The sequence below is a fragment of the Dyella sp. M7H15-1 genome (assembly GCF_004114615.1).
Classification (GTDB): Bacteria; Pseudomonadota; Gammaproteobacteria; order Xanthomonadales; family Rhodanobacteraceae; genus Dyella_B.
In genome coordinates this window covers 2824674-2839390 of record NZ_CP035300.1, presented here as the reverse complement: position 1 = coordinate 2839390, position 14717 = coordinate 2824674, and the positions used below count along the sequence as shown (strand labels likewise).

Annotated in this window: 10 protein-coding genes and 1 pseudogene; 3 read left to right on the top strand and 8 right to left on the bottom strand. The window is 59.6% G+C overall.

Annotated features, from left to right (window positions below; translation table 11 throughout):
- The first annotated feature begins 5 nt into the window (after positions 1-5).
- The 3 genes from EO087_RS13115 to EO087_RS13105 are packed head-to-tail and all read left to right on the top strand — an operon-like array spanning position 6 to position 1729.
- A complete protein-coding gene (locus EO087_RS13115) occupies positions 6-260 on the top strand; it encodes a hypothetical protein (RefSeq protein WP_128899256.1) in 255 nt (84 codons plus the stop codon).
- A 9-nt stretch (positions 261-269) separates the two neighbouring features.
- Complete coding sequence (locus tag EO087_RS13110) at positions 270-1277, top strand: ribonucleotide-diphosphate reductase subunit beta (RefSeq protein ID WP_128899255.1); 1008 nt, start codon at positions 270-272, stop codon at positions 1275-1277.
- Positions 1278-1291: 14 nt separating this feature from the next.
- Positions 1292-1729 carry a GNAT family N-acetyltransferase gene (locus EO087_RS13105; protein WP_128899254.1) on the top strand — a complete coding sequence of 146 codons (438 nt, stop codon included), beginning with the start codon at positions 1292-1294 and terminating at the stop codon, positions 1727-1729.
- A gap of 313 nt (positions 1730-2042) precedes the next feature.
- Here the strand turns inward: EO087_RS13105 and EO087_RS13100 are convergent, their stop codons facing one another.
- The 8 genes and pseudogenes from EO087_RS13100 to EO087_RS13065 form a co-directional block, all read right to left on the bottom strand.
- Complete coding sequence (locus EO087_RS13100) at positions 2043-2732, bottom strand: SprT family zinc-dependent metalloprotease (RefSeq protein ID WP_128899253.1); 690 nt, start codon at positions 2730-2732, stop codon at positions 2043-2045.
- Positions 2732-6064: a type I restriction endonuclease subunit R gene (locus EO087_RS13095; protein WP_128899252.1), complete on the bottom strand. Its 3333-nt coding sequence runs from the start codon at positions 6062-6064 to the stop codon at positions 2732-2734. The genes EO087_RS13100 and EO087_RS13095 overlap by 1 nt, the downstream gene beginning before the upstream one ends.
- Complete coding sequence (locus EO087_RS13090) at positions 6064-7125, bottom strand: PDDEXK nuclease domain-containing protein (RefSeq protein WP_128899251.1); 1062 nt, start codon at positions 7123-7125, stop codon at positions 6064-6066. Before EO087_RS13090 ends, EO087_RS13095 begins: the two co-directional genes overlap by 1 nt.
- Positions 7122-8393: a restriction endonuclease subunit S gene (locus EO087_RS13085; RefSeq protein WP_128899250.1), complete on the bottom strand. Its 1272-nt coding sequence runs from the start codon at positions 8391-8393 to the stop codon at positions 7122-7124. The genes EO087_RS13090 and EO087_RS13085 overlap by 4 nt, the downstream gene beginning before the upstream one ends.
- Positions 8386-10811, bottom strand: a pseudogene (locus EO087_RS13080) (class I SAM-dependent DNA methyltransferase). The gene EO087_RS13085 and the pseudogene EO087_RS13080 overlap by 8 nt, the downstream one beginning before the upstream one ends.
- 169 nt (positions 10812-10980) lie before the next feature.
- On the bottom strand, positions 10981-11376 hold the full coding sequence (locus EO087_RS13075) for a type II toxin-antitoxin system VapC family toxin (RefSeq protein WP_128899249.1): 396 nt from the start codon (positions 11374-11376) through the stop codon (positions 10981-10983).
- Entirely contained in the window at positions 11373-11618 is a 246-nt protein-coding gene (locus EO087_RS13070; RefSeq protein WP_128899248.1) for an AbrB/MazE/SpoVT family DNA-binding domain-containing protein, read from the bottom strand. Before EO087_RS13070 ends, EO087_RS13075 begins: the two co-directional genes overlap by 4 nt.
- A 99-nt stretch (positions 11619-11717) precedes the next feature.
- Positions 11718-14642 carry a UvrD-helicase domain-containing protein gene (locus EO087_RS13065; protein ID WP_128899247.1) on the bottom strand — a complete coding sequence of 975 codons (2925 nt, stop codon included), beginning with the start codon at positions 14640-14642 and terminating at the stop codon, positions 11718-11720.
- Between the last annotated feature and the right edge of the window lie 75 nt (positions 14643-14717).

The window sequence follows — 14717 nt, the reverse complement described above, 5'->3', positions numbered from 1 at the left end:
CACCCATGCCCCGCCTGAAACCCTATCGCAATCGCAGCCGCCACTCCGGCGTGAGCACCTATGCGATCGGCAAGGGCTTCATCCTCGTGCACCTCGTGCACCTCGTGCGCGGTGGCACTTACGAATACACCGATGCTAAACCTGGCCGCATGCATGTACGCAACATGCAAATGCCGTCCCAGGCAGGTATCGGCCTTTCCACCTTATCAGCAGCCGTTTTGTGCGCAGCAAATACACGCGCAAACTCGACTAAGTACTGAGGAACATCCATGTCCGAACACATCCTCGACCCCGGCTTCGAACTCACCCTGCGCCCCATGCGCTACCCCGAGTTCTACGAAATGTATCGCAACGCGATCAAGAACACCTGGACGGTGGAGGAAGTCGATTTCTCGCTCGACGTCACCGACCTGAAGTCGAAGATGACCGATGCGGACCGCCACCTTATTCACCGCCTGGTGGCTTTCTTCGCCACCGGCGACACCATCGTGGCGAACAACCTAGTGCTGAACCTGTACCAGCACATCAACGCACCGGAAGCGCGCATGTATTTGTCGCGTCAGTTGTTCGAGGAAGCGCTGCACGTGCAGTTCTACCTCACCCTGCTTGATACCTATATTCCCGATCCGAACGAACGCAACAAGGCGTTTGCAGCCATCGAGAACATCCCGTCGATCAAACAGAAGGGTGCGTTCTGCTTCAAATGGATCGACTCCATCCAGAATCTGCAGCGCCTGGAAATGCGTGAACAACGCCGGCAGTTCCTGCTCAATCTGATCTGCTTCGCGGCGTGCATCGAAGGATTGTTCTTCTTTGCCGCGTTCGCCTACGTGTACTTCTTGCGCTCGCGTGGCTTGCTGCACGGCTTGGCTTCGGGCACCAACTGGGTGTTCCGCGACGAGTCCGGACATATGGCGTTTGCGTTCGAAGTGGTGCGCAAGGTACGTGCGGAAGAACCGGATCTGTTTGATGAAGACATGCGCGGACAGATCGAGGCCATGCTAGAAGAGGCCATCGCCTGCGAGACGCAATTTGCCGAGGACGTGCTTTCCGGCGGCGTGGCGGGCCTGTCGGCGAAGGAAATGCGCCAGTATCTGGAATACTGCGCCGATCAGCGTCTGACCCAGCTCGACCTGCCCAAGAAGTACGGCGCCAAGAATCCGTTCGACTTCATGGATCTGCAGGATGTGCAGGAAGTCACCAACTTTTTCGAACGTCGCGTGTCGGCTTACCAGGTTGGCGTGCAAGGTGAAGTTGCGTTCGACATGTCGTTCTGAAGAAAATCGTACGCATGGATTCACCGCAAATCGTTCTTACCGACACCCCAGAAGCCAGCGAACTTGCGGCGATCCGTCGTGGTCTTGATGCATTCAACCGCGTAGCAAGTGGTATCGACGATCAGCGTCCAGTGGCGCTGCTGGTCAAGCATCCCGTTACGGGTGAAGTACTGGGCGGCCTGAATGGCCGCACCTCGCGCGGGGTACTGTTTATCGATGTGTTCTTCCTGCCTGAGTCGATGCGCGGCTCGGGTCTGGGCAGCAAGCTGCTGAAGATGGCGGAAAACGAAGGCAGACAGCGCGGCTGCCGCATCGGCCTGCTACATACCAACAGCTTCCAGGCGCCGGAGTTCTACCAGAAGCATGGCTGGTGGGAATTCGGCAACATTCCCTGCGACCCGCCAGGTAACAGCCGTGTTTTCATGACCAAGGAGCTGGTTGCGGCGACTTGAACCACATGAATTGGAAAGTCAGGTGATGGTGGCGCGCAAACCCCGACGCCCCGCAAGCGCCTCTCTGCTCAGGATTGGACTCATCGCGCTTCTGTCCTTTCCACTTATTTAGCAGCTCCTGATTAGTGTCGATCCTCAGTTGCCATTTCTTCGTCACCCCGGCGAAAGCCGGGGCCTAGCGACTTTGGCTTGAAAGTCGCTAGGCCCCGGCTTTCGCCGGGGTGACGAGTGTGAAGTGAACAGCCTGGCTGAGGATCGACACTAATCAGGTAGCAGCTTGAAGTGGTCGCTTGTGAAATAGTCCGTCATCTTTTCAAATCCCCTCGACATCGACCCCATGTTCGGCCAACCAAGCCTTGCGCTGCGCGTAATCGGGCATCGCACGCTCCACGCGCAACCAGAATGCAGGGGTATGGTGTCGCTCGTGCAAATGGGCGACTTCGTGCACCACCACGTATTCGGCGATACGTGCGGGCAGCAGAATGGTCTTCCAGTGGAAGTAAAGCCAATCACCCTTGCCGCAGGAACCCCAGCGGTAGCCCAGGTCTTGCACCTTTACGCCAGCCGGCTGCACCTCCATACGCGATTCGTACTCGGCCACCTTGCCCGCCAACCATAACCGCGCCCGTTCGCTGTACCAGCGAACGAAATGTTCGCGCGCCTTGGGCAAAGCATCCTGGCGCAGGCAAAAGCGGCCTGCCATCAGTTTCAATGGCGCCTCTTGCTCGGCCACCCACTTCAAGCGATGACTGCGACCCAGATACAGAAAGCCTTCGCCACCGACGAACTCCTTGCGCAGCACGACACGCTGCAAGCGATCCTTCTCGGCCAGCTTGGTGTAGATCCAGAAGCTCTTTTCGCGCACGAATTGGCGCAACCGCGCTTCGCTCACATCAGGCGGCGCACTGACAAACAGCTCACCACTGCGCTCTACGGTGATCTCCAGCGTCTTGCGGCGCGGACTGCGGCGCACGGCCAAACGCAGGTCGTCTACCCGCATCATCACAGTGCCACCAACTTGTCGTGATTGGCGCGAGCCTGCTCCATCAACCGGTCGGCCAGCACGCCGGCCATGTCACTGTCCACCAAGGGCGGGCGCAGGCGCATCAGGTGATCGAACAACTGCCCATTCAGGCCCTCCTGAGCAGCGCGCTTGTGCGGACTCCATAGATTGCGGTTGCCGCGTAGCTCCTGCACCAAGTGGTCCACCAGCTCCACGGTCACGTCTTTCAAACGCAGTAGCTCGGCGGGTGCAGGCGCGGCGCCGGCATACACCACATCCAGCACCGTGCGCAGAAAGGGCGCGCAATGTTCGGGCAGATCGGCCGGCGTGTCAGCCCTGCCCGCCTGGCCATTGCGCAACTCGTCGATGATCGTCTGCAATTGCCTGACCACCTCATCCCACTGCTCACCCAGGCTCTTGAGAATCTCGCGCAAGCGCTCCGAGAGCTTGCGGTAAAGCACCGGATCTTCATCCACGTGCTGGCGGATGTGCGAGCGGATCGCATGTTCCATTTCCGACGCCTTGGCACGATCGTTGGCCTCGCGCGCCAAGTGCGTGTCGAACTCGGCATCGGTCAGCTGAATTGGCGGAATCTTCGGGTCGATGCCCAGCGAGATCACGTGGTCGTCGATCAGTTTGCGTACCTTTGCACCCACATCCTTGCCCAGCGCGGGTGTGTCCCTGTAGCGATTGCGAGCACGCGCATGGATGTAAGCAAGCCGTTTGGCATCGGCCGCGAAAGGCAGCGCATCAGGGCGCGGCAGAACCATCTCCAGCGAAGCCAGGAAGGCTTTCAGCTTGACGGCAAACTCAGCCCGCAGCTTCTCGCTGCCCAGTGCATCGATACAGGCTTCGGTGTCTTCCAGCGATTCGATGCCACGCCGACGGAAGATATCCACCACGCGCAGATGTCTGTCGCGCAGTATCGGCACCTCGTCTTTCAGGCTGGCCAGCGCGCCTTGCACGTCTTCGTCGGCGTACGCGGCCAAGGCCTCCTTCAGGTGCCGCGCAACGCCGTAATAATCCACCACGACGCCACAGCGCTTGCCGTGACCGGTACGGTTGACGCGGGCGATGGCCTGCAAGAGTTCGGCCTCGCGAATCGGCCGATCCAGGTACATCACGCCCTCGATGGGCGCGTCGAAGCCGGTAAGCAGCATCGACTTGACCACCAGGAACGCCAGCGGATCACGCTTGGCCGGGTCTGCGTGCAACAGCGGCTTTTTGAAGCGCTTGACCAGCTGTTCCTGCGCAGCACCATCCGTCCAGGGCTTCCACGCCGGATCATCGTTGTTGCTGCCGGAGATGATGGGCGCAAACTCCAGCTCGGCCAGCGTGTCGCGATAGCGCCACGCCTGAATCACCGCCTGCACCTTCGGCGATCGCTGGCAGAGCGCTTCGTCGTCCAGGGCCTGGTCGGTGGGCGATAGCTTGCGGGCTTCGGTCAGCAGCTCATCCCGCGCCTGTTTCAAGGCCGCCACATAGCGAATCGCCGCCAGGCGGCTATAGGCCACCACCTGGGCTTTGTAGCCATTAGGCAGGATGTTGGTGACGTAATGGCGCAGCATGTCGCGCGCCTTGTCGTCGATCAGCGCCGGAGCATCGAAAATATGCCCCTTGGTGGCGTACTTCTGTTTGATCGCCTCCAGCTCGTCCGGGGTTTGCTGGCGGAACAGATCTTCGAACAGTTCGTCGAGGCTGGCGCCGTCCTTGATAGCGGCGTTCGCAGTGCGGCCTTCGTACAGCACCGGTACGGTGGCGCCGTCGGCCTCCGCTTCCCTGATGGTGTAGCGGTCGATGAATTCGCCAAAAATCTCGTGCGTGCGCTTTTTCTCGCCCATGATGATGGGCGTGCCGGTAAAACCGATGCGCGCGCAGTTGGGCAAGCCGGCCAGCAGGTTGGCCTGCATGTCACCGCCTTGCGTGCGATGCGCTTCGTCCACCAGCACGAGGATGCTGTCGTCCTCGTTCACTATCTCGAAGGGCTCGTTCGCCTGGTACGTTTCTTTCGACTCCGCGACCCCGCTTATTGCAGGCTGAGGCAAATCCTCCGCGGTCAGCGGCGCGTCGTTCTCGGTATCGGCATTGCGGTATTTCTGGATGGTGGCGAATACCAGCCCCGGACCATGGCGCCTGACCAAGGCCCGCACGCCCGCCATGCTCTTGGCCACCTCCACCGCTTCGCCCGTCAGCGTGGCGGTTGTGGAAAGCTGGGCTTGCAAGTCTTTGCGGTCGGTCACCACGATGACCTTGAAGCGACGCAACTGCGTATCGCCGCGCATCTTGCGCACCAGAAACACCATGGTCAGGCTTTTGCCCGAGCCCTGGGTGTGCCAGATGATGCCGCCGCGCTGATCACTCTCGCCGTGCTGTAGCCGCGTCTGGCCCTGCTTCAAGCGGGCGATCGCACGATTCACCGCGCGGTATTGCTGGTAGCGGCAAACCGTCTTGATGGTCTGTCCGCTCACCTGCATAAACAACATGAAGTTGCGTATCACGTCGAGCAGATGCGCCGGCGCCAACAGGCCGGCGACCAGGCGCTCCTGTTCGTTGAGTGCAGACTTGCCCAGCGCCTGCGCCAGGTCGGTCTCGGAGCCGCGACCATCGGGGCCGATCACCGTTTTCCATTGCGCGTAGTGTTCAAAGCTAGCGCCAACGCAGGCGACACGCGCCTCGTCCACACAACTGGCGACCAGCAACTGCACCGTGGCAAACAGCGACTCATTGCCCTCGTTCTCATCCACCTCGAACGCCGCCTTGCGCTGATTGCTATAGCGGCGCAGCTGATCGACCGCGTCCGCCAGCGGCTCGGGGATCGACGGACTCTTGCACTCCACCACGACCAGCGGCAGGCCATTCACCAGCAGCACCAGATCGGGCACGATAAATTGCTTTGCCGAATTGAAACCAGGCGGACAGTCGACGCGGTACTGATTGATGACAGTGAAGCGGTTACGCGCCGGCTTGTTCCAATCGATAAAGTGGATGGTCTGACTACGGCCGCCGTGCCAACCCGGCAAGCCTTCGACGGTGAAGCCCTTGGTCAACAGCTCGGTGGCCATTTGGTTGGCCTCCAACAGCTTGGGCGCAGCGAACCGCGTGATGGCCGCAACCGCTTCGGACAAGCGGGCATCATCCAGCCAGGGCTGGCCATCCGGGCCGGGATTCAGTCTGCGCAATTGTTCGCGCAGTACGGATTCCTGGATGACGTCGGCAAAGTGGGGTCGGCCGGTGAGTGAAGGATGATCGAGACTGCCTTCGGTGTGGCTCCAACCCAAAGCCTGTAGTTGAGCGATAAAGGGTTTTTCGACGTTTTCGAGTTCCCAGCCCATCAACCTTCCTCCGTGTCGCTAGCGCTACTCAATGCACCCAGTTCGCTTTCGATCTGCTCGATGCTGGGCAGTCCTGTCTGCAGCTCGGCCGGCAACGCTTCCAGCATTTTGTATTCAGCAATGCCCATCGGTTGCGCCGTATCGCGCAAAGCGTATTCGGCCACCACCTTGTTCTTGCTTTTGCACAACAGCAGACCGATGGTGGGGCCATCGTGTTCACTTTTAACCTGGGCGTCTACCGCCGTGAGATAAAAGCCGAGCTGCCCCAGATGATCGGGCTTGAATTTATCCGCCTTGAGTTCGATCACCACATAGCAATGCAGTTTGAGGTGGTAGAACAACAGGTCGATAAAGAAATCATCACCACCAATTTCTACGTGCACCTGGCGGCCTACGTAAGCGAAACCTGCGCCCAGCTCCAGCAGAAATTGTGCGATGTGCTGCACCAAGGCGCTTTCGGTTTCCCGCTCACCTGCCTCCTTGCCAATCCGCAGAAAATCGAACAGGTAAGGATCTTTCAGGGATTGACGCGCCAGATCGGTGTCTGGTGCAGGCAGGCGTTCGGAAAAATGGGTGATGGCCTGGCCTTCGCGCTCCAATCGCCGGGTCTCGATATGGATTTCCAGCACATTGCGCGACCAACCGTGCTGAATGGCGCGCTGGGCATAGGCCAGACGCCATTCCGGGCTTTTCAGTTTGGTAAGTAGCACCAGATTGTGGCCCCAGGGCAATTGTCCAACAGCCTGTTGGACAATTTCGGCATCCGGCCAAGCCTGGGCAAAAGCGCGCATATACATCAGATTGGCGCGGGAAAAGCCCTTCATGTCCGGGAAGGCCCTGCGCAAGTCATGCGCCAGCCGATCGATCACCTTCGCGCCCCAACCCTCGCGCCCCTGCCGCTCCAGAATGTCCCGTCCGATCTGCCAATACAGCAAGACCAACTCGCGGTTGACCGCCAGGGTAGCGCGCTGCTGGGCGTTGTGGATGCGGGTTTTCAGTTCGGCCAGCCAGACGGTGTAGCCGGCTGGGGGTCGGGTGAGCGAGACGGGGCGTTCGTTCATGCGGGGGCGCCTTCCAATAGCGGGGTGACACGGACGCGGCCGGTGAGGAGGTCGTCCATGAGGCCGGATTTCTCGTATCGGTACTTGGCCAATGCCTCCTGCTCGCTCTGAAGTTGCAATTGGAGAGCCTCATACCTGCCAGCAATCCTATTCTGCTCAGCTCGTTCCGGCACCGCTAGTAACAATGGCCGAAGATCTTGCAGGTTAATGTTCTTTTGGGCGCTCTGGGGGGCTCTTGCATCAAGCCCGCGCTTCGCCTTGCGTATCGAAAGTTCGACAAATCTAATATTGTGGTTGGAATTGACGACAGCACCCACAACGCTATCAGGAAAGTACATTGGTATGGCAAGGATTGCTGTATCGGCAATATTCGCAGCAATGGTGATCGCGATAGCGCCAGCAGGAAATTCCTGACTAACAGAGACGCCGCGGTCGCTGAGTGTTTGGGAGTATGAAGAAAGGTACTCGCCTTGGGTGGCTGCAATGTCCCCCGTCTGGACAAACGGATGGCGACCACCGTAGAACCGAGGATCGTTTCGTGGCCTATGTGTAAACTTTCCTCGAGTAACCTCGGCCAAGTTCTCTAATGGGTGAACGTTCCACCCATTTGGAATCCACCCTAGTGGCGATGACTTGTAGAGATGCGGAGCCTCCGCCTGGGACGGACGCAGTTCGCCGTTGGCGTCGATGCCGCGCGTCAGCAGGTCGTGCAGCAGGCCCTGCTTGATGGCCTTGAGCTTGGCGATGATCGCCTCGGTTTCCTGGATGGCGGCGTCGAGGGTGTCGAGGATTTCAGCAACTGCTGTTTGCTGCCCGACATCGAAATCAGGAACGAGGAATTCGTCGAAAAACGAACGTGGAACACGCTGTTGTCCCGCCGAACCAACCATTTGACTCTCTGCTGCATGCCGAAATTTACGCCACTGCGTGAGATGGAAAACAAATCGCGCATTGTTCCCCCGCTTTGCTCGCAATACATGAAACTCGGTACTCCCGAAACCAATACCGTTCTCAAGGCCAACGACATGAGCACCTTTGCCATTTTCCAAGCAAGGCGTGATCTTTGCCACGAGAACATCGCCTTCTTCAAATGCAGTCAGACCAGCGTCAACTGATTTCAGTTGACGAACTTGCTTCAACATCCAATGACCGGACTCAGATACATCACCCATCGGTATGAACGACACCGCATCCTTGTCTGACAAGCCATTTGGTATTCGAACGGACGGATTGACCTCTGCGATCAAGGAAAAGGGCAAATCAGGCATATCGCAACCCTTTCAAGAATCCTTGCAAGGTCCGCGCCGCCGCATCCCGCCCCCTCTCAATCTCGGTCAAGGTCACACGATACTTATCCCACCATCCCTCAAACGCACAGACAACGGCCTTACGCTGAGCCGCGATATAGCGCTCAACAATGGCCTTCATATCATTGTGCAAGATGATCAACAGCAAATCGGCTGCCTGCTCAGGTGACAGCTTGTTGACCGCAGCGTTGAGGTGCTTCGTAAAGTCATCCATCAACACCTTGAGCTGCTTCTTGACCCCGGCAAGCTCCTTCCTCCAAGCCTTGACCTGCACCTCATCCACAGCATTCCCGTCATAAGCCTCCATCTCCACAGCCTCATCCCCTTCCTCACCATCAGCCCCCTTCGGACTGGCTGCCTTGATCTGACTATCCAACTCTGCCTTCTTCGCCTCCAGCTCGTTGATCGCCTCGACGAAATCACCCAGCAGGAACTTGACCAGCTTGTGCTCCAGCGGCTTGGCTTTTCTCTTCAGCTCCTCATCGTCCAGTTCGCTGACGATGGTGTCGCGCCAGCCACGGATCAGACCCAAGGGGCCGCGCGCCATCACGGTCTTGAAGTCGTTGAGGTTGTCGTACCAGAAGCCGGCGCTGATGCCGCGCACGCGGAAGACATCGAGCATGCCGATGGGCATCAGTGATGCGGCGAAGGTGGTGAGCAGTTCGTCGCGTGTGGTCACGGAGCTTTTCGCACCGTGCAGGGTCACGATGCTGCGGCTGTGCGCCTGCCACCAGTTTTCGAACGCCTCGCGCAAGGCGGTTTCGCGTGCGACCAGGCTGGGGTTGGTTTCGATGGCCGGCTTCAGGTTCTGCCGTGCGGCCAGGGCCGCTGCGAAGTCGAGATACTTGGCGTCGCGCTCGATCAGCAGGTCCATGGGATCGAGGCCGTGGGCCTGGAACAGCGCGGCTTTGTCCGCGACTTCGGCCTTGGGGATGCCGCCGACCAGATGCGCGCGCACATCGTGCGGTTCGGGCGGTGGGGCATTGTCGGCGTAGCGGCGGATGTTGAGGTTGTAGTCGTTGGCTTTGAGGCTGCTGTTGTCGACGATGACGGAGAAGCCGGCGACCTGTTTGAACGCGTCGAAGGTGGTGACGATTTTTTCGATATGTTCGGGCAGCAGTTGGTTTTGCGCGCGGCCTTCGAAGTATTCGCGATCGGCATTGATAAACAGCACCTTGCCCTGGCGTTCCTTGGGTTTGCCGCTGACGCGCCTGGCGCCGTTCTGCACGCGCTGGCGCAGCACCAGAATACAGGCCGGAATGCCGGTGCCGTAAAATAGATTGGGCGCGACGCCGATCACGGCTTCGAGCAGGTCGTCCTCGATGATGCCGGCGCGGATGGTCTTTTCCTCGCCGCCACGAAACAGTACGCCGTGCGGCATCACCGTGGCGACCATGCCGCCGTCGCGGGTGACGGCCAGCATGTGCTGCACAAACATCAGGTCGGCTTTCTTCGCGCCCAGCGGCACTTGGCCAAAGGGGAAGCGAATATCGGCAAACGTGGGCTGCCAGACCGGGGTTTTGCCGTCGGCCTGTTTGTCCGCGGTGCCCCAGTTGATGGAGAACGGCGGATTGGTGAGCACGCGGTCGAAGCGCATCAATTCGCCGCCTTCCACGTGCTGCGGATCGGCCAGGGTGTCTTCGTTGCGCAAGTCGGCGTTGCTGATGCCGTGCAACACATGTTCATTTTGGCGATGGACCAGACCGTGCCGTTGAATTCCTGGCCGCGCAGGTTGGCTTTGCGGCCATCTTCACCGTGGTCGTCAATGTATTCCTTGGCGGCGATCAGCATGCCGCCGGAACCGCAACACGGGTCGTAGATTTCATGCTTCAGCTCCGGCTTGAGCAGGCGCACCATCATGCGCACCACGGAGCGTGGCGTGTAAAACTCGCCACCCTTTTTACCGGCGGAATCGGCGAATTCGCCGATCAGGTATTCGTAGGCGGCGCCGAGCAGGTCGGGAAACTCGAAATCGTCGTTGCGCAGGCGATGCAGGCTGAAGTGGTTGATCAGCTGGCGCAGCTTGATATCGGGAATCTTGCCTTGGCCCACTTTGCGCTTGAAGTCGATGTGCTCAAGCACGTCGTACAGATTGGTATTGCCCGTTTCAATGCCGGTAAGCGCCTTGTTGAGGTAATCGCCCACATCGTGATGTGCGTCATTGACCAGAAACGCGTAGCGGGATTGCGGCGGCACCCAGAAGAAGCCTTCCAGCTTGTACCAGCGCGCGTTTTCAGCCGTTTTTTCGGCCTCGGCCTGGCTTTTGCCGGCCTCCAGCTCCAGGCGGATCACCTCCTCGCGACGCTGATCGAATACGTCGGAGCAGCGCTTGAGAAACAGCATTCCGAAGATGTATTCCTTGAACTCGGAGGCGTCCATCTTGCCGCGCAGGATGTCGGCGGCTTTGAACAGATGGCGTTCGAGTTGGGGGAGAGTCAAAGGCATGGGATATCCGGATAGGGTGTTGTTATAAGTCGTGCGATCGCCAATCAGTCGATCGTGGCGAGGGGGGGCGCGCTTCCATCTGGCTGCGCCGCGCCCCATCCGCTTACTTGATCAAGCGCATGCCAGTCGCTTTGGCTGCCTTGGCATCAAACGTTACCGTGTGCTCGCATTGCGCCTGATAGCAGGCCCGTTCGATCAGGCAGTCGGCGAAATCCGCGGATGAGCCCGCGTAGAGCCGCAGCGCTTTCCACACGGTCTCCGCCGCTTCCACGACTATTTCCTTGGTGCGAAGCAAAGCCTCGATCACCCGCGCAATCTCGCCGCGCTCAACACCATACGCCCGGCCAAGCACCCAGACGACCTCGATAAGGGCCACCTGAGTGACATAGCCCGGGTGCTCGGGTGTCAGCGATTCAATGAGTGCGCCGGCTTTTTTTGCCTGCACGGGATCGTCCTGCGCGACATAGCGCACCAGCACATTCGTATCCAGACCGATCATTTGGCCGAACCGCCTTGCTCGGCGATCGCCGCATTCATGTCCTCAATCGTCACCGGCTTGGCCGGCTTGCGGATGATGCCCTTGAGTGCGGTGACTGAACGCGTCGCGGGCACCACCTCGTACCGGCCGGTTGCTTCATTGAGGACGAATTCGATCCGGTCCCCGGTGGCCAGGCCAAGATGGGTGCGCACGTCCACGGGGATGGTGACCTGCCCCTTCGATGTTACCGTGGCAGAAGCCATGTTCGCCTCCTTATCTTCACAATCCTTACTTTGACGTAAGGCGATGCGGAGCGCAAGGTTTGCAGCTGCCGGCGGCATGGATGGCAGCCATCGCACCCGCTACCAGCGCCGCTTCACGCCACGCCCGGCCGCGTGACTGGGTTTCCGCGTCGCGGCTGCCACCGATTTTGGCTCGGCGGCTTGCCTGGGCAAGCTGGCCAGCCATTGGGTGAGCACGCCGGGTGGCTGCTCCGGCAGCAGTGCAAACCCCAGATAGTCATCGACCCGCGCTGCGTTTTGCGGCCATGCCAGTTCCTTGAGAAACGGCAGGTTCAAGACCTGGAACATCCGCACCCAAGTTTCCTCGCCATTGATCTTGCGCCGTACCGATAAGTCGGGGTTGAACTGGTACCAGCCCTGCGCGACGCGGATGAACAGATCGCGGTTGTAGGCGTATTCGCGGGCCACTTCGTTGCGTGCCAATACCTGGTTCACGTGGGTGCGCTTTTTGCGCTCCGCCCTGACGACGGCGCCCGGCAAGGACTCCCAGGCTTCGATAATCATCCTTGCTTCGAAGGCGGCGTGGGCGTGCCGCTGTGGATGGGTAAAGCAGGTTTTGAATAAGGCCCACAGCGTCTGGAACAGGAAATATTCCGACAGGTGACGATCAAGACGAACCAGGCGCTCGCCGGTGTTCACGTCCACCGATGAGGGCGCCAACAGATCGTAGAGCCGCGCGAAACGCTCGCGGGCGAATTTGGCATCGGCGAAGGCCTCGCGCATGGCCCAGTGCAACGCGTTCGCGCCGAAATGATCGCTCGCTTCGCGATCGGCGCCGCGTTCCAGCAAAGCCTCGACCAAGGCGATGTTGCCGGCGGATGCCGCCGCCATCAGCGGCGTGAGGTTCATTGGCAGGCGGTGTTCGACGCCATGCTCGTCGCATTGGCGCAGCACGTTCTTGAAGCTGGGCAGGAAGTAGCTGTCGTAGGTTTTACGCGCCAGGAAGTTACGTTGTTGCAAGAACGTTTTAGCCGCACCGTAATTCATCCGATCCAGCGCGGAGGCCACGACCGGTATGTCATGACAGGCGGCAATTTCCAGCAACTGCTGCCTCGGCTTACCGCCCGGCGCCTGCTGCTGGAACACGGTCGCCAGTAGCGATTGCGATTGCGCTTGGTCCAGCACGGTCCAAGGCACTGGCTTCTGCTTCAGAATGCTTTGCCGGATCGCATCGGCCTGCTCCTGCTTGCCTTGCAGTTCGAGCTTGCGTGCCTCTTTCTGCCACTCTTCCAGGGTCGACTGCCGGGCTTCGACGCGCGTCTGGCTGGCCACGGACAATTCCAGCAAGGGGAACAGTTCGTGCTGGGTATTGGATTCGATCACATAGATATTGCGGATCGCACGCGTCAAGGCTACGTAAAGCGCGTTGACGAAGAACTTGTAGACCTCCAGCGATTTGTCGCTCTTGTCCTTGGCACGCCGGTAGTCGAGTTGTTCGGCGGCCAGGGCGGATCGATCGACACCGTTGGCGATTTCTGAAAACTCGGCACGATGGCTGGATACGAAGCGGTAGAGCACGATGTTCTCGTACTCCAGACCCTTGGCTTCGTGTATGGAAAACAGCAGCGGCGTGGAAAAATGTTTTCTGGCCTCGGCCTTGTCTTCGTCGCGCATCACCAGTACGGCGAACTGCGTGGACTTGGCGGTCTGCTGATTCAACTCTTTCTTGCTGGCGTCCTTGTCCGGCCATAGATGCACGGCACCGACATCACCGCCCACCGGTTGCACCAGGTAGTTGCTTTCGCGATCGATGGAGCCGAAGCGGTTGTGCTTGATCTTCAGCAACTGGTTGGCCACGCGCGTGGCTTGCTGGCCGTTGCGGAAATTGGCCGACAGCACGCGCAGCTCCTGCCGCTCGGCCAGCGCCGGATCTTTCCAGAACAGGCTCTTGACCTGCGACCAGGAGAAGAAATTGGGATGGACGATCTGGTTGGAATCGCCGCACAACAGGAAATGACCCGCCTGCTTGAGCGTTTTCAGCACCAGCGCCAGTTGCACGGGCGTGATGTCCTGCACTTCGTCGATCACCACGAAGTCGTAGCGCGCTTGTGCGCGGGCCATCCAAGCCTGCGCCACCAGGTTCAGGTCGAACAGGTTGGACTCGGTCAACCAGGCGCGGTATTTCTCGAAGAGGTCATACAGTGCGTCGCGTTTGTCTTCGGCGAAGATCGATTGCCGCACGCCCAGTGCGCGGTAGTCTTCGCGGGACAACACGCCACTCGCCGACGCGGAAAGCACGCCGCGGATTTCTTCGAACGCTTGATGTGCGTCGATGTCGCGAAAGGATTGCTTCATGCGCGCGAACCAGGCCGCGAAGTCGCGCCAATGCGCTTCCCTGCCCTGCGGCACGTGTATCGACTCTATGAATTCGCGATAAGAGAGGAAGACGGCATCCTGCTCCGCGTGCTCGAAGCCGTTGGCGTAGTACAAGTCGCGCGCGCTCTGCGCCAGATAAGCCGAGTGGGTGACGTACAACACGTCGCCCTTGGCCTGCTTGAGCTTTTCCAGCGTCAAGGCGGTCTTGCCGCTGCCAGCGCTGCCGATCACGATCAGCGGTGCAGGCGTGTGATAGATCGCATGTTGGGTATCGTCGAACGAAATGGGCTTGTCGAGCAGGTGCAGCGTGGTCCGCTCGGGATGCAGGTAGCGCAGCAGTTGCGCATCGCGACCGGCCTCAACGACATCAATGTCGGGAATTTTGCTCTCGTCGATGGCGGCGCCGCGCAGGAAGCGTGATTTGTCGTAATCGTGGTTGGCGATCACTTCCAGCATCAGCACGCATACCTCGTCGCCATGCCGAACCAGACTGAACAGCAAGCGATTGGTGTCGTCCAGCTTGGCGCGATAGAACTTGCCGTGCGCCAGATTGGACAGTTTCTTGACTTGCGCGGCACGGAAATCACCCGCGCCAATCGCTTCGGCGACCTTGCGGTAGGGCTTGGCAAAGCCTGCGGTATCCAGGCCGATGTATTCAAGAATTCTCATAGCTGTGCTGCCAGTCTAGGATCATCAGCCGTATGGATGAGTCGACGATGATCACTTGAGGTCCCGCCCGCGACG

Coding starts and splice junctions, on each gene's coding strand:
- EO087_RS13100 (WP_128899253.1), bottom strand. CDS start 2,732: ATGATGCGGGTAGACGACCTGCGTTTGGCCGTGCGCCGCAGTCCGCGC.
- EO087_RS13070 (WP_128899248.1), bottom strand. CDS start 11,618: ATGGCTTCTGCCACGGTAACATCGAAGGGGCAGGTCACCATCCCCGTG.
- EO087_RS13075 (WP_128899249.1), bottom strand. CDS start 11,376: ATGATCGGTCTGGATACGAATGTGCTGGTGCGCTATGTCGCGCAGGAC.
- EO087_RS13105 (WP_128899254.1), top strand. CDS start 1,292: ATGGATTCACCGCAAATCGTTCTTACCGACACCCCAGAAGCCAGCGAA.
- EO087_RS13115 (WP_128899256.1), top strand. CDS start 6: ATGCCCCGCCTGAAACCCTATCGCAATCGCAGCCGCCACTCCGGCGTG.
- EO087_RS13065 (WP_128899247.1), bottom strand. CDS start 14,642: ATGAGAATTCTTGAATACATCGGCCTGGATACCGCAGGCTTTGCCAAG.
- EO087_RS13090 (WP_128899251.1), bottom strand. CDS start 7,125: ATGAACGAACGCCCCGTCTCGCTCACCCGACCCCCAGCCGGCTACACC.
- EO087_RS13110 (WP_128899255.1), top strand. CDS start 270: ATGTCCGAACACATCCTCGACCCCGGCTTCGAACTCACCCTGCGCCCC.
- EO087_RS13085 (WP_128899250.1), bottom strand. CDS start 8,393: ATGCCTGATTTGCCCTTTTCCTTGATCGCAGAGGTCAATCCGTCCGTT.
- EO087_RS13095 (WP_128899252.1), bottom strand. CDS start 6,064: ATGGGCTGGGAACTCGAAAACGTCGAAAAACCCTTTATCGCTCAACTA.